Genomic DNA, 18,421 nt, shown 5'->3' on the forward strand with positions numbered 1-18,421 from the left:
GCTTCGAACGAATCCGAAACAAGACTTCCTCGATACTTTCGGTGACTATTTCTGCCGCATGCAATCTTTTAATGTAAATTTAACCTAGTGTGGCGCTGACTCCGTGACAAGAGTCGGAAGAATCAACGGGAATCGATTTTCAAGTTTTCCCCAACTTGCTGGTCCGCGATGGCAGTGAGAAATCAAACCTGTGAAAGCCGTCCCGACATCACAAAAATCCTTTGCCTGTCGCAGTTTTGTTGACAGCGCAATGGGAAATGCCGATAGTGCCAGCCGCCGCCGAAAGGCGGCATTTTTGATTTTTTCGGGGATTTTTCTCCGGGAAATCGGAAGATCGTTCTTGACATCTATCGGTTGCGAAGGAGCTGTTCCGCCATGGCTGAAGCCACGCCGCTTTACGAAACCTACCTGCGCGCGCCTCTGCGTTTCGAGCGCGGCGAAGGGGTTTGGCTGATTGCGGAGAATGGTGAGCGATATCTCGATTTCGCGGCCGGCGTTGCGGTGAATGCGCTCGGACATGCGCATCCGCATCTCGTCGAGGCGCTGAAGGCGCAGGCCGAAAAGGTCTGGCACCTGTCGAACCTCTATGAGGTGCCGGGTCAGGAGACGCTGGGTGAACGGCTGACGAAAGCGACCTTCGCGGACAAGGTGTTTTTCACCAATTCAGGCGCCGAGGCGCTGGAATGCGCGATCAAGACCGCGCGCCGCTATCATTTTTCGAAGGGGCACCCGGAGAAGTTCCACATCATTACCTTCGAGGGCGCCTTCCATGGCCGCACGCTGGCGACGATCGCGGCAGGAGGACAGGCGAAGTATCTCGAAGGTTTCGGCCCCAAGGCGCCGGGATTCGACCAGGTGCCGTTCGGCGACATCGAGGCGGTGAAGGCAGCGATCACCGATAATACGGCTGCGATCCTCATCGAACCGGTGCAGGGTGAAGGCGGCATTCGTACCGCGTCCAACGAGTTCCTGCGGGCACTTCGCCAGATTTGTGACGACAAGGGGCTTCTTTTGATCCTCGATGAAGTCCAGTCGGGCGTCGGTCGCACGGGGAAGCTCTTCGCGCATGAATGGGCAGGCATCACACCCGACATCATGGCCGTCGCAAAGGGTATCGGCGGCGGCTTTCCGCTCGGCGCCTGCCTTGCCACGGCGGATGCCGCGTCCGGCATGAAGGCTGGTACGCACGGCTCCACCTATGGCGGCAACCCTTTGGCGATGGCCGTCGGCAACGCCGTACTCGACGTCATTCTCGCCGATGGTTTTCTGGAGCATGTGCGAGACGTGGCGCTGGTCTTCCGGCAGGGCCTGGCGGCCCTCCATGACCGCTTTCCCGATGTCATTGAGGAGATCCGCGGCGAGGGCCTGATGCTCGGCATCAAGGCGAAGGTGCCGAATGCGGAATTGCTTCAGGCCATGCGTGCCGAGCACGTTCTCGGCGTCCCGGCCGGCGACAACGTCATTCGCCTGCTGCCGCCGCTCATCACGACGGCGGAGGAAGCGCGCGAGGGCCTCTCGCGGATCGAACGCGCGGCCGAACGGGTGCACCGCGCCCACGAAAAGCAGGCGGCGCAAGCCTAAGCAGCAGAAGTTCAGACAGGTTTTCCCATGGCATCTCCGAAGCATTTTCTCGACCTCTCGGCCGTCTCGTCCACCGAGTTGCGTACCATCATGGATGACGCCCGCGTGCGAAAGCAGGCAACCAAAGCCGGAACGGCGGACAAGCCGCTCGCCGGCAAGATGCTTGCGATGATCTTCGAGAAGCCGTCCACCCGCACGCGTGTGTCTTTCGACGTCGGCATGCGTCAGCTCGGGGGTGAGACCCTCTTCCTTTCCGGTACGGAAATGCAGCTCGGCCGTGCCGAAACGATCGGCGACACCGCAAAGGTCCTTTCGCGCTACGTGGATGCGATCATGATCCGCACGACCGATCATTCGCGCCTCCTGGAAATGGCCGAGCACGCGACCGTTCCCGTCATCAACGCGCTGACCGACAGCACGCATCCCTGCCAGATCATGGCTGACATCATGACCTTCGAGGAGCATCGCGGTCCGGTGAAGGGCAAGACGCTCGCCTGGACCGGAGACGGCAACAATGTCCTGCATTCGCTCGTGGAGGGAGCCGCCCGCTTCGGCTACCGTATGAACATGGCCGTACCGCTCGGGTCCGAACCGGACGACAAGTACCTCAACTGGGCGCGCGACAATGGCGGCGAAATCATGCTGTGCCATGAGGCCGAGCGCGCGGTTGAAGGTGCCGATGCAGTCATCACCGACACCTGGGTTTCGATGAACCAGGAGCATAAGGCCAGGGGGCACAATGTCTTCCAGCCCTATCAGGTGAATGGCGCACTGATGGCGCACGCCAAGCCCGATGCCCTGTTCATGCACTGCCTGCCCGCGCATCGCGGCGAAGAGGTCACCGACGAAGTGATCGACGGTCCTCAATCCGTCGTCTTCGACGAGGCGGAAAACCGGCTGCATGCACAGAAATCGATCCTCGCCTGGTGCCTTGGCGCGATCTGAGGTGGTTTGCTCGGGTCTGCAGCGTCCGGCTTGATCTTCTCGCCTGGCGACCCCATGTGAGCGGTAAATTCGGGATTTAAGCGTCCCGACAGTCAAGCGCCGTCGGCGCAAGGAGTACAATAATGGCAGACAGGGCCTCTGAACTCGGCGAATTCGGTTTCGCCGGAGATGACCGCGTTGTTCCGTTTCAGGTGGAAGGTCTCGATGTGCGCGGCCGGGCCGTACAGCTCGGCCCTCTGGTCAACACAATTCTCGCGCGGCACGAATATCCGGCGCCCGTCGCCCGTCTTCTGGCGGAGGCGATGGTCCTCACGGTTCTGATCGGCACGTCCTTGAAATTTCAGGGTAAATTTACTGTTCAGACGAAGAGCAACGGGCCTGTGGACCTTCTGGTTGTCGACTTCTCGACGCCCGAAGACGTGCGCGCCTATGCCCGCTTCGACGAGGATGCGCTGGCAGCCGCGGTCGCAGACGGCAGGACATCACCCGAAGCTCTGCTCGGCGAGGGCATTCTTGCCTTCACCATCGACCAGGGCAACTTCATGCAGCCTTATCAGGGGATCGTGCCTCTCGACGGCACCTCGCTCGAGGAGATCGCCGGGGTTTACTTCCGTCAATCGGAACAGATTCCGACACGGGTCCGTCTTGGCGTCGCCGAGTTCTTCGATCGCGACGAGGAGGGACACCCGCGCCGCGGATGGCGGGCAGGAGGCCTGATGGCCCAATTCCTGCCCGAGGCGCCTGAGCGGATGCGCCAGCCGGACCTGCATGGCGGCGACGGAGACGATGGCGAGTATGTCTTTTCGGAGGACGATGCCTGGTCGGAAGCGCAGGTGCTCGTCGACACCGTCGACGCCGACGAGCTGACCGATCCGCAGATCGGCATAGAGCGTCTCCTATTCCGCCTCTTTCACGAGCGGGGCGTGCGGGTTTACCAGCCGCAGCCGGTCTTCGACCGGTGCAGTTGCTCGCGGGAGAAGGTGAAGGGCGTCTTGAAGAGCTTTTCCGACGAGGAGATCGAGCAAAGCCAGGAAGACGGCGCAATCACCGTCACCTGCGAGTTCTGCTCGACCACCTACCGCTATGAAGCGGCCGAGGTTCGTGAAGGCTGAAATTGAAGGCGCCGCCGTCCAGGCGGGCGGCGCAGTTTTTCATTGCGGTCGGGTGCTGGATTCATCGGGTCTCAGTTGAGGACTCGCAGCATGCCCGGCGCGTCCAGCGAGAAGGCCGGGATCGCCACCTCGAAGAGGTCGCCTTCATCGGTCTCCATCTGGTAATGGCCGAACATGACGCCCGAAGGCGTGTCCAGAGGGCAGCCCGAGGAATATTCGTAGGTGTCGCCGGGCCTCAGCTGCGGCTGTTCGCCGACAACGCCCGGGCCGGTGACCTCATCGACCTGGCCATTCTGGTCGGTAATGTGCCAATAGCGGTTCACCAGTCGAACCGACCTGTCCGAGTGATTGGTGATCGCCACCCGATATCCCCAGACGTATCGTCCGTCATCCGGGTCGGACTGCTCCTCCAGATAGTAAGGCTCGACACTGACTTCGATATCCTGCGTCAGGGCTCGATACATAGGGTTGACCTTCTTTATGCCTTGCTAACCATATCTATCAGCTCGCCGCACGGGTCAAGGAATGCGGACGTTCCGAGCAAGCAAAGTGTCGCGACTTCGTAAAATTGGTCCTAACGACGACCAGTGGTTTTGCCGCTCGCTCTGCTGATGGGTTTGTCCGGCGCTCGCAAGGGGCGCCGGACAGCAGGGGCGGGTTGTGACTCAGGCCGGAACCTTGCGGAGTGCCTGTGCGAAGTCTTCCAGCAGGTCGTCGGTGTCCTCGATGCCACAGGAGAGCCGTACGGTGCCGCCCGAGATGCCGAGTTCGGCGCGGGCTTCGTCGGTCAGGTTCTTGTGCGTGGTCGTTGCCGGATGGGTAATCAGGCTCTTCGAGTCGCCGAGATTGTTCGAGATCTCGACAATCCTCAGTGCATTCTGCAAGGCGAAGGCGGCGGCCTTGCCGCCCTTCAGTTCGAAGGCGACCAGCGTCGAGCCGCCCGTCATCTGCTTGGCGATGATGTCTGCCTGCGGATGATCGGCGCGACCGGGATAGACGACGCGTGCGACCTGTCCCTGCTCGGCAAGGAAGTCGGCGATCTTCGCGGCGCTCTGGGTCTGCTGACGCACACGCAGCGGCAGGGTCTCGACAGCCTTCAGAAGAGTCCAGGCGTTGAACGGAGACATGGCCGGGCCGGTGTGGCGGAAATAGTCCTGGAACTCCTCGTCGATCCACTCCTTGCTCGACAGCACGACGCCGCCGAGGCAGCGACCCTGGCCGTCGATATGCTTGGTCGCGGAATAGACAACGACATGCGCGCCGAGTTCGAGCGGCTTCTGGAAGAGGGGGGTCGCGAAGACGTTGTCGACCACCAGCTTGGCGCCGACTTGATTGGCGAGCCTGGCAACGCCGGCGATGTCGATTACTTCCAGTGTCGGGTTCGTCGGGCTTTCGAGGAACATCACCCTGGTGTTCGGACGGATCGCTTTTTCCCAGTTTTCCAGATGGCGCCCGTCGACCAGCGTACATTCGATGCCGTATTTCGGCGCGAGCGTCTCGACGACCCAGCGGCAGGAACCGAAAAGCGCGCGGGCCGCGACGATGTGATCGCCGGCTCTCAGCTGGCAGAGAATGGCCGCGGCGACGGCCGCCATGCCGGACGCGGTCGCCCGAGCCTCTTCCGCCCCTTCCAGCAGGCACATGCGTTTTTCGAACATGTCGTTCGTCGGGCTGCCGTAGCGGGCGTAGATGAATCCGTCGTCCTCACCCTTGAAGCGCGCTTCCGCCGCCTCGGAGGACTCGTAGACGAAACCCTGCGTCATGAAGATCGCTTCCGAGGTCTCGCCGTACTGAGAGCGAAGGGTGCCTCCATGGACCAGTCGCGTTGCGGGACGCCAGTTCTTGCTCATGCCACTCAGCCTTTCAAACACAAAAAAACCGGTCGCGATTTCGGACCGGTTTCAAGCACCCGGTCTCTTTAGCCATTTGTTTAACGTGGCTGCAAGCCGACCGGCCAAATCACCACGGGATAAGCTTGCCATACGCCTATCCCGGGCTTGCGTCAATTCCTCGACTTTGGTTTTGTCGGGCCAAACGGGATGGGACAAGATGACAAGGACCACGGGTATCCTGGCGGATCGCGCCATTGACGCGCTGTTCGGTGAAGGTCGGCTGAAAAGCGAGGCGCCCCTCGACGCCGACCAGGTGCAACCGGCAAGCCTGGACCTGCGCCTCGGTTCGAAGGCGATGCGCGTCCGCGCGAGCTTCATGCCCGGTCGCGAGCACAAGGTCGCCGACAAGCTCGAACGCCTGACACTGCACGAGATCGATCTCGAGGACGGGGCTGTGCTGGAAACCGGCTGCGTCTACATCGTGCCGCTGATGGAAAGCCTCGACCTTCCGCAGGACATGTCCGCCTCGGCAAATCCGAAGAGCTCGACCGGACGGCTCGACATTTTCACCCGCGTGATGGTCGATCACGCCCAGGAGTTCGACAAGATCCCGGCCGGCTACCGTGGACCTCTCTATCTCGAGATCAGTCCGCGGACGTTCCCGGTCATCGTCCGGCGTGGATCACGCCTGTCGCAGATCAGGTTTCGCGTTGGCCATTCCTTGCTGAGCGACACCGAACTGCTCGATCTGCACCAGGCGGAGACGCTCGTTGCGAGCGAAATGCCGAACGTCTCGGGCGGTGGCATTGCACTGTCGATCGATCTCAAGGGCAGTGGCCCGGACGGCCTGATCGGCTATCGTGGCAAGCATCATACCTCCGTCATCGACGTCGACCGCAAGGCGGCCCATGACGTGCTTGATTTCTGGGAACCGCTCTACAGCCGCGGACGCGACGAACTGATCCTCGATCCGGACGAGTTCTACATCCTCGTTTCGCGCGAGGCCGTCCACGTACCCCCGCTCTTTGCCGCAGAGATGACGCCCTACGATCCGCTGGTCGGCGAATTCCGCGTGCACTATGCAGGTTTCTTCGATCCCGGTTTCGGCCATGCCAGTGCTGGCGGCGCCGGCAGCCGCGCCGTCCTTGAGGTTCGTAGCCATGAGGTGCCTTTCATCCTCGAACACGGGCAGGTGATCGGGCGTCTCGTCTACGAACACATGCAGGAGCGCCCGGCAGGCCTTTACGGCACCGGCCTCGGCTCCAGCTACCAGGCGCAGGGACTAAAGCTGTCCAAGCATTTCCGCGTTGGCTGAGGCGCGCCGCAAAGCCGCGACTTCGCTGCGCAGTTCTCTCAACTCCGCAAGGATGAGATTCTGGCTGTCCTTGAGGTCTTCCTGGTCTCCCGTGCTCGGAATCTCATGCTCGGCCTGCATGGACGAGACGATGATCCCGATGAAGAGATTGAGGACCGTGAACGACGTCGCGACGATGAACGGGATGAAGAAAACCCAGGCGAGTGGGTGAAGCGTCATCACCGGACGCACTACGTCGCCGGTCCAGCCTTCGAGCGTCATGACCTGGAAAAGCGTGAAGGCGGACTTGCCGATATTGCCGAAGAGTTCCGGAAAGTCCGCGGCAAAGAGCTTGGTCGCGGCGACCGAGGAGACGTAGAAGACAAGGCCCAGCAGGAGGAAGATCGAGCCCATGCCGGGGAGCGCAGAGAAGAGCCCGCCGACCACCCGCCGCATGGAAGGCACGACGGATATCAGCCGGAAGAGCCGCAGGACGCGCATTGCCCGAAGGATCGAGACCGTTTCCGTGGCCGGCACGATCGAGACGGCGATCACGAGAAGATCGAAAACCCGCCAGGGGTCGTGAAAGAAGCGACTTCGATAGACCATGAGTCTCGCCACGATCTCCAGGACGAAGATCGCAAGAAGCGTGTGATCCATCGCGTAGAGCAGGGATCCGTAGCGAGCCCACAGGACGGGGGAAGTCTCAAGTCCCAGTGTGACGGCATTCAGTAGGATGAGAGCGGTGATGGCCGTTTCGAAGCGGTTGGATTCGAGAAGGCGACGGAGCAAGGGCATAGTGGCAATCCGGATGTCTGGCAGTCGTCGCCACATTGCTCCGGGAAAGTAAAAACTTGGTGGCTTTGGCGCGCGTCTTGCAAAGCGTCGCCGCGCCGGCTCTTCACACTTGACAGACCGGGGGAACTGTTGGATTTGTGCCCCTGTCGCGGGTGTAGCTCAATGGTAGAGCAGCAGCTTCCCAAGCTGAATACGAGGGTTCGATTCCCTTCACCCGCTCCAGCAACTTCAAGTACTTGCATTTTCGGCGTGTCACTCGTGTCAGTTCCGTGTCACTGACGGTTCTTGGTTCGTGCCTCTGCGACCTTGCGGCTTGATTCGAGGCCGTCGCCGCGGCTGTAGCGGCGGGTCATCTTCGTGGTGGCATGGGTGGCGAGTTCGCGGGCCGCTTCGAGCGATCCCGTCGCCTCCACGGTTTCCGACACTGCTCCGGCGCGGGAATCCATGGACCATACGTCGGCCGGCACGCCCGCCTTGTCCCGCACCTTGCGGAACTTCTCGGTATAGCGATTGTCCCAGTACGGCTTGCCGGTATCCTCGTCCAGCACGACCGGCCCGATCTCCGGAAGCCGATAGGCTTTCAATGCCTCCTGCACCAGCGGAAGCACCTTCAGGTCGCGCGCGACCTCGGCGCCGGTCTTGCTCGTCCTGACCTTCAGGATCATCTCCTTCGAGATGTCTCCGGCCGTCAGCCCGCGCCAGCGGAACGGCCCGCCCTCCGGCGTCGGTGCCCATTCGCCGATCACGTCGATCCGTCGCAAGGCCGTCTCGAACTTGAGCGCCTCGACGAAACCGACGGACGGGCATTCCATCTCGGCGCTCATCTTCACGATCGCGAGGCACTGGTCGTAGCTCATCGCCGTCATGCGAGGGGCTGGCTGCTCGAAGCGCATGTTGGCGAGGATTTCGCGCGCCTGGCCGCATCCCGCGAGCCGCTCTCCGGCGCCATAGGTCAGGATGACCCGCAGGAGCTTGATCGCGCCTGCCGCCCTCCTGTGGCCCCGCTTTCGCCAGTTGTCGAACCACCTGGAGAAATCGGAGGCCCGGAGCTTGTCGATGCGTCGCTCGCCGACCGCCTTTTCGAGAACACGAAGGCTCGGCTCATAGTCGCGGATGCGCGTCGAGTGCTTCACCTTGCGCAGGGTCGCGGTCGGATCATCCTTGTAGCACGCGATCAGCGACTTGATCGTGCCGTCATAGGCTGGCGGCATGTCGCGCTTATCGAGATCGCGCCGCAGCTCTTCCGTCAGCCGGCGGCATTCCACGGCGATCTGCTCGTCCGTCAGGCCATCGGCGAGACGGACCGCCGACAAAAACGAAGGGGCGGATTTGACCGCCCGCTTCGGATTCCAGTAGTGGACGGGCGTCCCGTCCTTGTTGCGCCGGTATTGATATCCCGGTCTGTCAGTCCTCATCCCAATTTTCCTTTCCATCTGGGGCAAGTGCGCCAGGCGGAAGCACGCCGGCATTCTCCTCCGCATCCGTCTCGTCATCCCGCCTCCTTGCCGATGGGATGAGCGTGACCACGAGGGAGCGGATATCGATCTGCACGGCGGCGCCCTGGTTCCTGGCGGCGCGGATTATGCGCTCCATATCGGCCTGACGGAAGGCTCCCCTGCTCATCGGCCCTTCATCCATTGCTTGAAGTCGCCATACATCCTCCGCCAGCGGGCGGCGGCGGCGGGGTCGGTGTCGAGTTCGGCGCGCGACTGGACGGCGAGCATGGTGCGCACGCGGGTCGCGATGTGGATGCGGTCGGTCGTCTCGACGCCGTGGACCTCGAAGAGCCAGCGCAGGAAGGCCGCGTCGCCGCAGGCGATGGCGCATTGCTGGGCGAGGCTTGCTTTCTCCTTCTTCGCCTGCAGCTGCTCGATCTCGCGCTTCTGGCGGCGGATCACCTCGAACGCCTCTTGCGCGACCGTGAGGACGGCGCGGAGGAAGATGGGCGCATTGAACAGCAGCTCCTCGTCGTCAAAGGCGCATCCGCGCTCGACGGTCGCCAGCACCTGCACCTCGCCGGTCATGGAATCGCGGGCGCCGATCTGCGGCCGGCCGACTTCGGCATCGTGCAGCCGCACCCATTCGTCCGAGGCGAAACCGGCCGTGACCTCGGCCCGCTTGTAGATCGCGCGCGCCTCGTCGAGGGTCATGGGGCCTCCGTGGTGGCAAGGGCGGCTTTGATGCCTGGCATGTCTTCGCCGAGGTTTTCGAAGGAGTAGCCGGTTCCTTTGCCGGAAAACCATGCGGCCATATGCTCAATGTGGTCGATCGCCAATTTGAGTGCAGAACGTGTATTGTCACGCTCGATACGAAGTGTGTATGCAGCAGCTCTGGCAGCGTCCCTACTTCCTTCTGCTTCCCGCCGCAGGCGCCACTGCTCGGCGCGTTCTGCCTCAATGGATTCCAGCGCGTTGGCGGCGTGCCTCAGTGTCTCCCGAAGCTCATCCTCCATTTGCTCCCAGCCCGCCGTGTCGCGGATCATCTGGGGCGTGATGGTTCCCCGCACATTCGATTGGGGGGATGGTTCTGCCTCGACAGCCTTTGGCTCGACTTCAAAAACGCCAAGACCGCGCGCTTGCATCTCTTTCAGCAGGTACAGGCCGACATCGATCGCATCACCCGAGTAGTGCTGCTTCAAGGCTGAGACAGCACAGCCAATATTCCACGCCACACCATTGCCCGGTTGATGTTCGTAAGTGTAGGCGCGATGAGGCCCAGGAGGATCATATGCTGCGCCGTACATGCCTAGCGCTCTGGTGAGCGTCAGGTGTATCCCCTCCACAATCGATAGGGGCGCGGGTGTGCGGCGGTTCCAGTCTTCGACCATGACCGCCATGCGTTCCTCGTCAGAAAGATCCGGATGATCCCCTCGACACATGATCATGTTGGCGTTGCACCCTGTGCAGTAGACCGCAGCGCCATGATCGATGCGACCGGTCTGCATGGATCGATACGCCTGCTGGAAGTCCTGCTCGGCTTCACCGCCGCAGAACGGGCAGGGCAGAAGATCAGCCATTGTCCGATCCCTCCGCGATCCTGTCGATGTTCACGCCGAGCACGCGCATCACGGCGTCCGTCTGCCATGTCGTCAGGTCACGATCGCCCTCCAGACCCTCGGTTGCGCCGGGATCGAAGATCCCCGACGCAATGCGCTTGCGGAGATCACTGATGTCCGTCATGTCAACGATGTGTCGGCCGTTCTTGTCTTCGTAGACTGGAACGGCACCTTCCTCGCCGCTGGCGCAAACCTGCCATGCGTAGCAAATGGGATCTCCGTCTCGCGCCGGCCGAATGTGCGTCACCAAGGGCCGACTGTTCGGAGCTTCGACGGCAGTGGTGGCGGAGCTCTGCTGCCTGTCGACGGCCTCCCGGAGCCACTCGACGACATGGCGCATGATATCCATGGCTTCGTCGATCCCGGAGAGATTGGCGATGGATTGATCCCGCAGGGCGGATTGCAAAAGATCATCGGTTGCATCCTGAACGCGATCAGCGATAAACGCCGCGACCTTCGCGCGTCGCCTGTCGGCGTAGGGATCAAGGCTCGTATCATCCGCGATACCGAGATAATTCAGGATCGTGCGGGCGCAGATCGTGTCGTCAACAGACCAGTCATCTGCTCGCGGAGCAGTCTCGGTTCTCGTCATGTCCGTTTCTCCTGACGTCCGGGGCGAATTGCGGGGGTGAGGCCGACGAGCAGGATTTCCTTTTCCTCGCCGTCGCCGGCGACGAGGAGGCGTTTTCCCTCGGTCATGACGCCGTCGAGCTGGAGCCAGAGCTGCAGCGCCTCGCGGATGACCTGGCAACGGTTGATGCCGTGGCGGTGCGCGGCCTGCTGGAGCGTCTCGGCCAGCGCCGGCTGGAGGGTGATGGCGATGTTAAGCATGGCGCACCTCCGGGTAGCCATTGTGCTCGACGCCATCGAGCAGGCGGCCGGCGCGGCGCTTGCCAAGGCACTGCATCCATACGTGATTTTCTCCGGAGGCGGCGAGATCGCTTCCGTTCTCGCCGCGATCTGTCAGGCGGGCCGTGCGGACGTCTTCAACGACCGGATAGCCGAGGCTTTCAGGTCCTCGAGGCGCCCACTCTCCCCATTGCTTGAACAGGAACGGCACGCCGGCCGCGGCGCACTGGTCGCGAAGCGACCGGGCCCAGTCTGGATGCATAGGGCGGGCGTCCGGCCCGCTCTCGCCGCCGGCGACGACCCAGTCGAGATGGGGTTTGCTATTGGGTCCGAAACTCAATCCATCGCCATCGTGGCCGTCACATTCCGGGCATGCCTGATAGTCTTCAATTGCTGACCCGCACTCCGGGCAGTTCTCCGGGACATGTTTTCCGGGAGCGATCCCGCGCCACCCACACTCGTGGCAGTAATCCAGCGGGGAAACTCCGCCCCAGCCGCAGCCACAGCCATAGTCGTGCTGCCACTGTCGAATATCCACCGGCCCCAGCAGCGGCTCGGCACTGATCCAGCGGATCGCGGCGGGGGTATCGAGCAGGATCGGGATGCGCTCTTTGGCCCGGCGCTGGTCCTCGACCGAGACGCCGAGCCAGACATTGGGCAGGGGCGTCCGGACAGCATCAGAGACTTGGTCATGCAGGGCATCGGGATCCTGCGCGCCCCAATGCCAAGCCGCCCATTTTCCGACGGCGCCGGATCTGGCAGGCAGTGCTTTCAGATACTCCCGCATCCGCTCCGGCCGCTTGGTGAGTACCTGAAACGTATGCTGCGGGCAGAGCGCCATGACGGCGAAGACCTGGTCGATCCATTCGTCCGGCACGCCTTCGGCGAAGAGGTCGCCATGGGCGCAGACGAAGATCATCCGCGGTTTCGTCCAGCGCAGCGGCTGGTCTAGCCATTCAGCATTGAAGCGCACTTCGCCGGTCCAGACCGGGCCGGCCTTGGTGTCCCTTGTCAGGCCCTTGCGGCTCGGGTGGTTCTTCAGCCGCGTGCCGGCGAGCTTCATCGCGTAGCAATTGGTGCAGCCGGGAGAGACGACGGAACAACCGGTGATCGGGTTCCACGTCGCATCGGTCCATTCGATCTTAGTACCGTCAGCCATCAGTCATTCTCCCTGACGCGCTTGATTTTCTCGATCTTCTGGGCCGACTGTCTCTCGACCGTGCGGCGGACATCGGCGGCGTCGGCGCCCATGACGTCGATCTTGTCGCCGCCGGCGAAATGCACCCGGAAGGTGATGAGCGGACTGGCGGCCTCAGGCTTGGTTTCAGCGGCCATTGGCGTCTCCGCGCGTCATGCGATCGATATTGCATCGGTGGACGGTGAAGGTGTATGCGCCAACCCACGGGTTGGCATCCCACGCGCCTGGGCCGTTGATGCTGTCCCATAGGTGAGCGTAGATCGAAGTCGCCGGCCCGATGTGTTGTGGGTTGAGGCTCGTGTCGTCCGGCAGGCAACCCTCGGCGACTGCATCTCTTTCGTTGATGGCCTGCAGCCGCTCAACCCGTACGTCAGTGACGATCAGAGTGAGACGTGACGCCCATCTAGGCATGAAGATTGATGGCTTGGACAAGACGCGTGCGGGAATATTGATGTAGTTTCCGGTGTCGTCAGTCTCTGCGCCAGCCTTCTCGACTTTCGCACAAAGGCGCTCAAAGAAACCATCGTCGTCAGCCGTGAGCCGACGGCTATTGGCCCCGTCTGCCTCATAGGTGATCCATATATCTCCGTCTTCGTCCCACGACCTAATGCGGTACTTTTCCTTTACCCAAAGCCGGTCGCCTTTGTAGGCAAGAAGCCGCGCGACGTGCCAATCATTTGTCACATCGGTGTCTCTGGTAAAGCCGTAGAGGGGCGCATCAAACCAGCAATGGCGAACGACTCCTTCCGGCGGCTGTGGCTTTATCACGCGGCGCGTCTGCGTCTTCCTGCCGTCCAGCAGCGCGCGGACCATCGGTGCGGAAAAAAGGATAGGACGATCAGCCATTCGCTTGACCCCTTCTCTGCAGCCAGGCGCGGGCGGCGCGGGAGAGATCGTGATCCTCCTCCGGATTGCCGCGCAGGTTGACGATGGTCAGCACGAGCCGGCAGGCCCAGAGCAGCGTGCGGCCGCTGCGCACGCCGCCGAGGCCCTCGAGGCGGATGCCGGAGAGTGCGCTTTCCCGCGCGACCTCGATATCCGCCGTGATGACGGCGAGGTGGTCCTCGGCGTGACCGAGCTGCTCGACGGCGAAATCATCCACCGGCGGAAGGGCGGCCCGCGGGCCCAAGCGGCGGGCGGGGAAGGGCAGGATGGTGCAGAGGTGCGCCATGGTCAGCCCCTCACACGGTATAGCGCGACGGCGCCGGCCGCGGCGTGCCGGGCGGCAAGGGGTTGCCTTCGCCATCGGTAAAGGCGTCGATATCGTCGCCCAGGCAGTGGTCATGATAGGCGCCGCCATTGACGTCATCGCCGAAATAGGGATCGCCGTCATAGAGCGGTTCGTTGCAGGCTTCGCAGCGGCAGCCTTCGCGCTCCGCCAGACGATCGATGCGCTCCATCTCGGCGAGGATGAGGGCTGCGGCGCGTTTCAGGTCGGCATAGTAGCCCTTCGGCTTCCACCATTCCGGCGCAAAGGGCCAGCCTTCCGGCGGGGCGGAAACATCCTCGCCATCGGCGCGGGAGATGGCGGAGGCGAGATAGCCTTCCGCCGCGGCGGCCAGTTCGCGGCCTGTGTGCTGGTCGTCGTGATCCTCCGTCCAGCCCTCTTTGGTGATCTGGCGGTTGCGCTCGCCGATGACATCGGCGATCGGATTGCGCGGAGGTGCTGTGCGTGACGTCATCTGATCTGTCCTCGTCTAGAGCCTGGTGTCCATCTCGACGGCGATGTAGCGGTCGCGCCAGTCCGGCCAGTCCGGCCAGAGGTTGACGACCATGCGGGGATCGCCGTGGAGAAAGGTGTTCATGAACTTGCGCGCGTCGAAGACCGGCAAGGTGATGGCGTAGGAAATCGCCGCCTGCGCTTCCGCGCAGCGCAGCTCGGCTGCGGCGACGCGCGGTGCATTGCGGCTGTCGTGGACGATGCGGAAGCCGAAATAGCCTGCGGTGGCAAGCGCCGCGCCGGCCACGGATGCGGCGATGACGGCGCCGGGGTGGCCGGCGGCAACGGAAAGAGCCTCAATGAGCGGGGACATGGGGCGCCTCCTGCCGGACAGGATCGCGGTCCGCGCGGTGCTTCGGCGCGAAATAGTCCCGCGCCGCATCTGCGACGGCGTATTCCGCCAGCGCCTGGATTTCGCGAAAGCCGCATTCCTCGGCGATCTGGCGCAACCGCGCCTCGGTCGCCTCGTCGATGTGGATGGTCAGCGTTGCCATGGCGCGCCTCAGATCTGCGTTGCGGCGAAGAAGCCGAGGGCGAGCGCGATGGCGCCGGCGGCGGCAAGCTCGATATCCGGCCGGCGGAGATAAAGGCCGAGCGCGCGAAGGCTTGGCCGGGCGCGGGGCGGGCGGGCGGGCGGAAAATGCGATGGACTGCGAGCGGAGCATGATGTGCCTCCTTCATCCGTTCGGGAAACCGCAGCGGGGAGGCTGCGGAAACCGGAGCGGATCAGGTCATGCGCCGCGCACGGCGCGATCGGCGAGGACGTTCTGCAGCGCTTCTGCGTCAAACCACGCATCAACCTGACGGCCATCTGCGGCGACGTATTCAACGAGAAAACTGGGCGGACGGCGGGAATATTCGGCAACGCCGATGACTTCGCCTTTCTCGCCGGACTTGGCGAGCATCACCTTGTCGTAAAGATTGAATTGAAACTTCTTCATTGCTGCTTCTCCTATCGGAACGGCCCATCCGTTCGGGAAACCGCAGCGGAAAAGCTGCGGAAACCGGAGCGGATGCGTTAGGCGACGCGGCGGGTGGTGCGCTCGGCGACGATGATCGCGGCTTCGTGGGAAAAGGCTTCGATCTCTTCTTCGGTGAAACCCTGGCGCTTGAGGTCGAGGCGGGTCATGCCCTCGCCGGTCTCGATTGCGAAATTCGCCATCCGTTCGGCGATGGTGCTGGTCTCGGTGTTCTTCCTTGCAGGCATAGGCGTCATCCACTCGTTGTGATCCTCCCTTCGACCGCCCGCCGCCGGCCGAGGGGGTGGAAGCCGGCGGCGGGGACTTGCGGTCATCCCGCCCTGGGAGGAGGGGGAGGCGGGATGAGGGGAAGATAGTGGGAAATGTCCCATGCGTCAACGGGGGAATTGAAAATTACCCACGCAGACGTTGTAACGGACTCACGGAAGTCGTGTGACGCGAATTGAGCGCAACAAAAAAAGGGGCGGTATTCCGCCCCTCGAAATTACTGAATATAGCTAAAAACGTGACGCGATTTGCAGTCGTTGCTCAGGGTTGTTCCTTTGAAAAGGCTATGCCGCTCGCGATGAGTGCAGACCAGCAATTCTTGGCGAGAGCGGATGGATCGGAAAAGACCTTGACGGAATGCACGGCATTATAGCCGCGATCTGCCGCCTGCCTCTTCATAAGGGCAATGGCATTTTCCTTGCTCGGGGGTGCATCCCATAGCTTGTTGCGGCAGCTGGTGCCCATGACGCGCTGCTTCTCGTCCGTCAGCGGCGGACCGCCATCGACGATCTCGACGACGGCATTGTCGGCGATCTTGACCGGGCCGGCGAGACCGGTGTGAACAAGGCCAACATCGCTGTTCTGTGCAACGGTTCCGCAAGCGGAGAGGGCGAGCGGCAGGATTAAGACGATGCGCTTCATGCTGATGTCCTTTCCGCTTCGGCCATCAATCGCTTGCGGACATCGTTCTTCCACGCGGACGCAATGCTGGGAATAAAAAAGAGATCGGATAGCAAAAACAACACGCCGGCCATCAGCATGAATGCTCCATAATGGTTCTTGCTGATCATAGCGAACCATCCGCCATAAATCAGAACGAGAATGAGGATAGCCGAGAGCGGCCTGCCGAGGTAGAAGCGATGCGCGCCGAAACTGCCCAGAAAAAACCAGAGCAGATAGGCAACGCCGAGCGACTTCGCCTCATTGGTCACCCGTTGCTCGATGAGGATCTGCTTTTCGGTACTGATTGACATGATCTTGCCCCTTTCCCCGCATGATTGTGCGGAGAGTAGAAGGCAATTTATCCGCTGGCAAGACGGTTCAGACCCCGAACAATTCGTTCATCGTCAGCACGCGGTGGATCGCCGTCACGTGGTCGCGCATCAGCTCGATCTCCGCGACGGGATTGCGCTTGCCGATGACGACGGCCTTTTCCGATCGGCGGCGGTAGATGCCGAGAGAGGCCTCGTTGGGCGCATGTTCGCCATTGCTGCACTGGACGACGACGATATCGCCGATGCGCGGCGGGCGATGCGGGTTCACATAGATCAGGTCGCCGGGGAAGAACTGCGGCTCCATGGACGAGCCCTCGACGAAGAGGGCGTAGATATCCCGCGCGCCGACGAGCGCCGGCGGGCGGCGGACGTAATCGACGACGCCGCCTTCGAACTGGAACGCGCCACGACTGAGCGAGCCGGCCGCCGTGCCCATAACCGGAATGTCGAGGGGCATTGACTGCCTGGGCGGAAGTGCGGGTGCGCTGGTCGCGACGGTCGCGTCTGATCCTGCGATTGGCGCTGGTGCAAGATCGTCCGGCGACAGGCGCACCAGTTCGTTGCGGCCCAGGGCTGCGGCGTCGACGCGAATCGCAGCTGCGAGAACGGCGATCTTGTCGTGCCGGACGGCCTTCTTCCTGCCCTCGACGATATCGCGAATGAAGGTCCGCTCGAGGCCCGCTTTCGTGGCGGCTTCAATGGGACCGATCTGCAGCTCTTCGAGCCGTGTCTTAACGATTGTTTGCAAAGCGTTTGTCATGGCGTGACCGTAGTATTTTTCCCACGAATGGGGAAAGAGGATAAATCCCATTGCAAAGTTGAATTGATCCCATTATAAGAGCCGCATGGAAAAGGCTCTGGCATCAAACCTGCTGCAACTGGCGAGCGCCTATGGCGCGGCGACATCTCTCAGCGATTCCACGATCGGCAGGCTATGTGCCGCCGACGGCCGTTTCTTCTCCCGCATCCGCGACGGCGCGACATTCACGGTAAAGAAATACGACGAGGTAATCGCGTGGTTTTCGCGCCAGTGGCCAGAAGGGGCCGAATGGCCCGCCGACGTGCCGCGGCCTGTGATTATCCCGGAGGCCGCGGAATGACGGGGAAGGGTTATTTTCGCTCGCGGCCGGTCGCGCTTCGCGCTGGCCTGCGCGGGCGCCTCGCACGGGCTCGGACGGCCTGGCGGCCTGTACGGGTGCCGTCCGGAAAAGTTGGCGCTCTGGTCGATTTGATGATGCCGAATGCATGCGGGCCTCCGTGATGTGACGGCCTGACCCTACGGCGCGCGGATGCGCCGTTCACGGAATCCTTTCAGATCATTTTTTCCTTGACCGAAATCAGGGGTGCTTTCGTGTTTTCTTTTTCCTGTGAAGATGCCGGCGCGATCAAGGCCGCGACAGCCGCGAGCATAGAAGCCGTGGGCGGCGTGAGCCGCGCGGCCGATGCGCTTTCGATCGGCTCCTCGACGCTGACGAAATACGCCTCTCCCAACGAGGAGTGGCGGCAGAACTTCATTCGTCTCGATCTCGCCGTCCGGCTCGACCGGGCAAGCGGACATCCTTTCCTCCTCGAAAGCTTTTCCGGCCTCGTGCGGCGTGACGGCGTACATGCGCCCGCCGACGTGACGCCGACCGCCGTGCTTCGGCTCAACGCCATTCTCGACGATGTGGTGCGCGAGGTCGCAACGGCGATCGACGATTCCCGGATCGACGCCGGCGAGCGCCTCGCCATCCGCAAGCGGATCGTCGCGGCCCAGCGGGAGCTGGCGCGGCTCGATGCACTGATGCGGTGAGGG

The 18,421-nt window shown here is 62.4% G+C and carries 27 protein-coding genes, 1 tRNA gene and 1 riboswitch; of the genes, 7 read left to right on the plus strand and 21 right to left on the minus strand.

Translation table 11 applies throughout. The features are described 5' to 3' along the window. Window positions 1-375 precede the first annotated feature (375 nt). From EUU22_RS18315 to EUU22_RS18325, 3 genes are all read left to right on the plus strand, one after another. Window positions 376-1,581 carry an aspartate aminotransferase family protein gene (locus EUU22_RS18315; protein WP_129333419.1) on the plus strand — a complete coding sequence of 402 codons (1,206 nt, stop codon included), beginning with the start codon at window positions 376-378 and terminating at the stop codon, window positions 1,579-1,581. A 27-nt stretch (window positions 1,582-1,608) separates the two neighbouring features. Further along, window positions 1,609-2,526: an ornithine carbamoyltransferase gene (gene argF / locus EUU22_RS18320; RefSeq protein WP_129333420.1), complete on the plus strand. Its 918-nt coding sequence runs from the start codon at window positions 1,609-1,611 to the stop codon at window positions 2,524-2,526. A 122-nt stretch (window positions 2,527-2,648) separates the two neighbouring features. Continuing rightward, window positions 2,649-3,638: an Hsp33 family molecular chaperone gene (locus EUU22_RS18325; RefSeq protein ID WP_129333421.1), complete on the plus strand. Its 990-nt coding sequence runs from the start codon at window positions 2,649-2,651 to the stop codon at window positions 3,636-3,638. A 71-nt stretch (window positions 3,639-3,709) separates the two neighbouring features. Here the strand turns inward: EUU22_RS18325 and apaG are convergent, their stop codons facing one another. Further along, window positions 3,710-4,102, minus strand: coding sequence for a Co2+/Mg2+ efflux facilitator ApaG/CorD (apaG, locus tag EUU22_RS18330; RefSeq protein ID WP_129333422.1), 393 nt, complete (start codon window positions 4,100-4,102; stop codon window positions 3,710-3,712). A gap of 201 nt (window positions 4,103-4,303) precedes the next feature. Beyond that, window positions 4,304-5,488: an O-succinylhomoserine sulfhydrylase gene (locus tag EUU22_RS18335; protein WP_129333423.1), complete on the minus strand. Its 1,185-nt coding sequence runs from the start codon at window positions 5,486-5,488 to the stop codon at window positions 4,304-4,306. A 47-nt stretch (window positions 5,489-5,535) separates the two neighbouring features. Next, a riboswitch (SAM riboswitch) is annotated at window positions 5,536-5,614 on the minus strand. 73 nt (window positions 5,615-5,687) lie between these two features. On the opposite strand from EUU22_RS18335, the gene EUU22_RS18340 reads away from it, so the two are divergent. Continuing rightward, on the plus strand, window positions 5,688-6,785 hold the full coding sequence (locus tag EUU22_RS18340; protein ID WP_129333424.1) for a 2'-deoxycytidine 5'-triphosphate deaminase: 1,098 nt from the start codon (window positions 5,688-5,690) through the stop codon (window positions 6,783-6,785). Here EUU22_RS18340 and EUU22_RS18345 read toward each other — a convergent pair. Beyond that, window positions 6,753-7,562, minus strand: a complete 810-nt coding sequence (locus EUU22_RS18345) for an ion transporter (RefSeq protein ID WP_129333425.1) — start codon at window positions 7,560-7,562, stop codon at window positions 6,753-6,755. The genes EUU22_RS18340 and EUU22_RS18345 overlap by 33 nt on opposite strands. 148 nt (window positions 7,563-7,710) lie before the next feature. Between EUU22_RS18345 and EUU22_RS18350 the strand changes: the two genes are divergently transcribed. Then, window positions 7,711-7,784: transfer RNA gene (locus EUU22_RS18350), tRNA-Gly, on the plus strand. 50 nt (window positions 7,785-7,834) lie between these two features. Here the strand turns inward: EUU22_RS18350 and EUU22_RS18355 are convergent. The 18 genes from EUU22_RS18355 to EUU22_RS18435 all read right to left on the minus strand — a co-directional run bounded on the left by EUU22_RS18355 (window position 7,835) and on the right by EUU22_RS18435 (window position 17,374). After that, a complete protein-coding gene (locus tag EUU22_RS18355) occupies window positions 7,835-8,977 on the minus strand; it encodes a site-specific integrase (RefSeq protein WP_129333426.1) in 1,143 nt (380 codons plus the stop codon). After that, complete coding sequence (locus tag EUU22_RS18360; RefSeq protein WP_129333427.1) at window positions 8,967-9,185, minus strand: hypothetical protein; 219 nt, start codon at window positions 9,183-9,185, stop codon at window positions 8,967-8,969. The genes EUU22_RS18355 and EUU22_RS18360 overlap by 11 nt, the downstream gene beginning before the upstream one ends. Continuing rightward, on the minus strand, window positions 9,182-9,712 hold the full coding sequence (locus EUU22_RS18365) for a hypothetical protein (protein ID WP_129333428.1): 531 nt from the start codon (window positions 9,710-9,712) through the stop codon (window positions 9,182-9,184). The genes EUU22_RS18360 and EUU22_RS18365 overlap by 4 nt, the downstream gene beginning before the upstream one ends. Further along, window positions 9,709-10,578 carry a Lar family restriction alleviation protein gene (locus EUU22_RS18370; protein WP_129333429.1) on the minus strand — a complete coding sequence of 290 codons (870 nt, stop codon included), beginning with the start codon at window positions 10,576-10,578 and terminating at the stop codon, window positions 9,709-9,711. Before EUU22_RS18370 ends, EUU22_RS18365 begins: the two co-directional genes overlap by 4 nt. Beyond that, window positions 10,571-11,209, minus strand: a complete 639-nt coding sequence (locus EUU22_RS18375; protein ID WP_129333430.1) for a hypothetical protein — start codon at window positions 11,207-11,209, stop codon at window positions 10,571-10,573. The genes EUU22_RS18370 and EUU22_RS18375 overlap by 8 nt, the downstream gene beginning before the upstream one ends. Continuing rightward, window positions 11,206-11,448 (minus strand): ribbon-helix-helix protein, CopG family, encoded by a 243-nt coding sequence (locus tag EUU22_RS18380; RefSeq protein ID WP_165351208.1) that lies wholly within the window; start codon window positions 11,446-11,448, stop codon window positions 11,206-11,208. The genes EUU22_RS18375 and EUU22_RS18380 overlap by 4 nt, the downstream gene beginning before the upstream one ends. Further along, a complete protein-coding gene (locus EUU22_RS18385; protein WP_129333432.1) occupies window positions 11,441-12,625 on the minus strand; it encodes a DUF5131 family protein in 1,185 nt (394 codons plus the stop codon). The genes EUU22_RS18380 and EUU22_RS18385 overlap by 8 nt, the downstream gene beginning before the upstream one ends. Beyond that, window positions 12,625-12,801 (minus strand): hypothetical protein, encoded by a 177-nt coding sequence (locus tag EUU22_RS25330; RefSeq protein ID WP_165351209.1) that lies wholly within the window; start codon window positions 12,799-12,801, stop codon window positions 12,625-12,627. The genes EUU22_RS18385 and EUU22_RS25330 overlap by 1 nt, the downstream gene beginning before the upstream one ends. Further along, complete coding sequence (locus EUU22_RS18390; protein ID WP_129333433.1) at window positions 12,791-13,510, minus strand: hypothetical protein; 720 nt, start codon at window positions 13,508-13,510, stop codon at window positions 12,791-12,793. Before EUU22_RS18390 ends, EUU22_RS25330 begins: the two co-directional genes overlap by 11 nt. Next, complete coding sequence (locus EUU22_RS18395) at window positions 13,503-13,835, minus strand: hypothetical protein (RefSeq protein ID WP_129333434.1); 333 nt, start codon at window positions 13,833-13,835, stop codon at window positions 13,503-13,505. Before EUU22_RS18395 ends, EUU22_RS18390 begins: the two co-directional genes overlap by 8 nt. Window positions 13,836-13,845: 10 nt before the next feature. Further along, the gene (locus EUU22_RS18400; protein ID WP_129333435.1) at window positions 13,846-14,346 is read right to left on the minus strand and encodes a hypothetical protein; all 501 of its coding nucleotides are present in this window, start codon (window positions 14,344-14,346) and stop codon (window positions 13,846-13,848) included. A gap of 15 nt (window positions 14,347-14,361) precedes the next feature. Continuing rightward, the gene (locus tag EUU22_RS18405) at window positions 14,362-14,697 is read right to left on the minus strand and encodes a hypothetical protein (protein WP_129333436.1); all 336 of its coding nucleotides are present in this window, start codon (window positions 14,695-14,697) and stop codon (window positions 14,362-14,364) included. Next, window positions 14,681-14,878, minus strand: coding sequence for a hypothetical protein (locus EUU22_RS18410; protein WP_129333437.1), 198 nt, complete (start codon window positions 14,876-14,878; stop codon window positions 14,681-14,683). The genes EUU22_RS18405 and EUU22_RS18410 overlap by 17 nt, the downstream gene beginning before the upstream one ends. Before the next feature lie 237 nt (window positions 14,879-15,115). Further along, the gene (locus EUU22_RS18415; protein ID WP_129333438.1) at window positions 15,116-15,325 is read right to left on the minus strand and encodes a hypothetical protein; all 210 of its coding nucleotides are present in this window, start codon (window positions 15,323-15,325) and stop codon (window positions 15,116-15,118) included. 77 nt (window positions 15,326-15,402) lie between these two features. Continuing rightward, a complete protein-coding gene (locus tag EUU22_RS18420) occupies window positions 15,403-15,591 on the minus strand; it encodes a hypothetical protein (protein WP_245485122.1) in 189 nt (62 codons plus the stop codon). Window positions 15,592-15,892: 301 nt separating this feature from the next. Continuing rightward, window positions 15,893-16,273 carry a hypothetical protein gene (locus EUU22_RS18425; protein ID WP_129333440.1) on the minus strand — a complete coding sequence of 127 codons (381 nt, stop codon included), beginning with the start codon at window positions 16,271-16,273 and terminating at the stop codon, window positions 15,893-15,895. After that, entirely contained in the window at window positions 16,270-16,605 is a 336-nt protein-coding gene (locus tag EUU22_RS18430; protein WP_129333441.1) for a TM2 domain-containing protein, read from the minus strand. Before EUU22_RS18430 ends, EUU22_RS18425 begins: the two co-directional genes overlap by 4 nt. A 67-nt stretch (window positions 16,606-16,672) precedes the next feature. Continuing rightward, entirely contained in the window at window positions 16,673-17,374 is a 702-nt protein-coding gene (locus EUU22_RS18435) for a S24 family peptidase (RefSeq protein ID WP_165351210.1), read from the minus strand. A gap of 97 nt (window positions 17,375-17,471) precedes the next feature. On the opposite strand from EUU22_RS18435, the gene EUU22_RS18440 reads away from it, so the two are divergent. Both EUU22_RS18440 and EUU22_RS18445 read left to right on the plus strand, forming a co-directional pair. After that, window positions 17,472-17,726, plus strand: coding sequence for a hypothetical protein (locus EUU22_RS18440; RefSeq protein WP_129333443.1), 255 nt, complete (start codon window positions 17,472-17,474; stop codon window positions 17,724-17,726). Window positions 17,727-17,977: 251 nt separating this feature from the next. Continuing rightward, complete coding sequence (locus tag EUU22_RS18445; protein WP_129333444.1) at window positions 17,978-18,418, plus strand: phage regulatory CII family protein; 441 nt, start codon at window positions 17,978-17,980, stop codon at window positions 18,416-18,418. Window positions 18,419-18,421: the final 3 nt, after the last annotated feature.

The organism is Ciceribacter ferrooxidans (assembly GCF_004137355.1).
Lineage (GTDB): Bacteria > Pseudomonadota > Alphaproteobacteria > Rhizobiales > Rhizobiaceae > Allorhizobium > Allorhizobium ferrooxidans.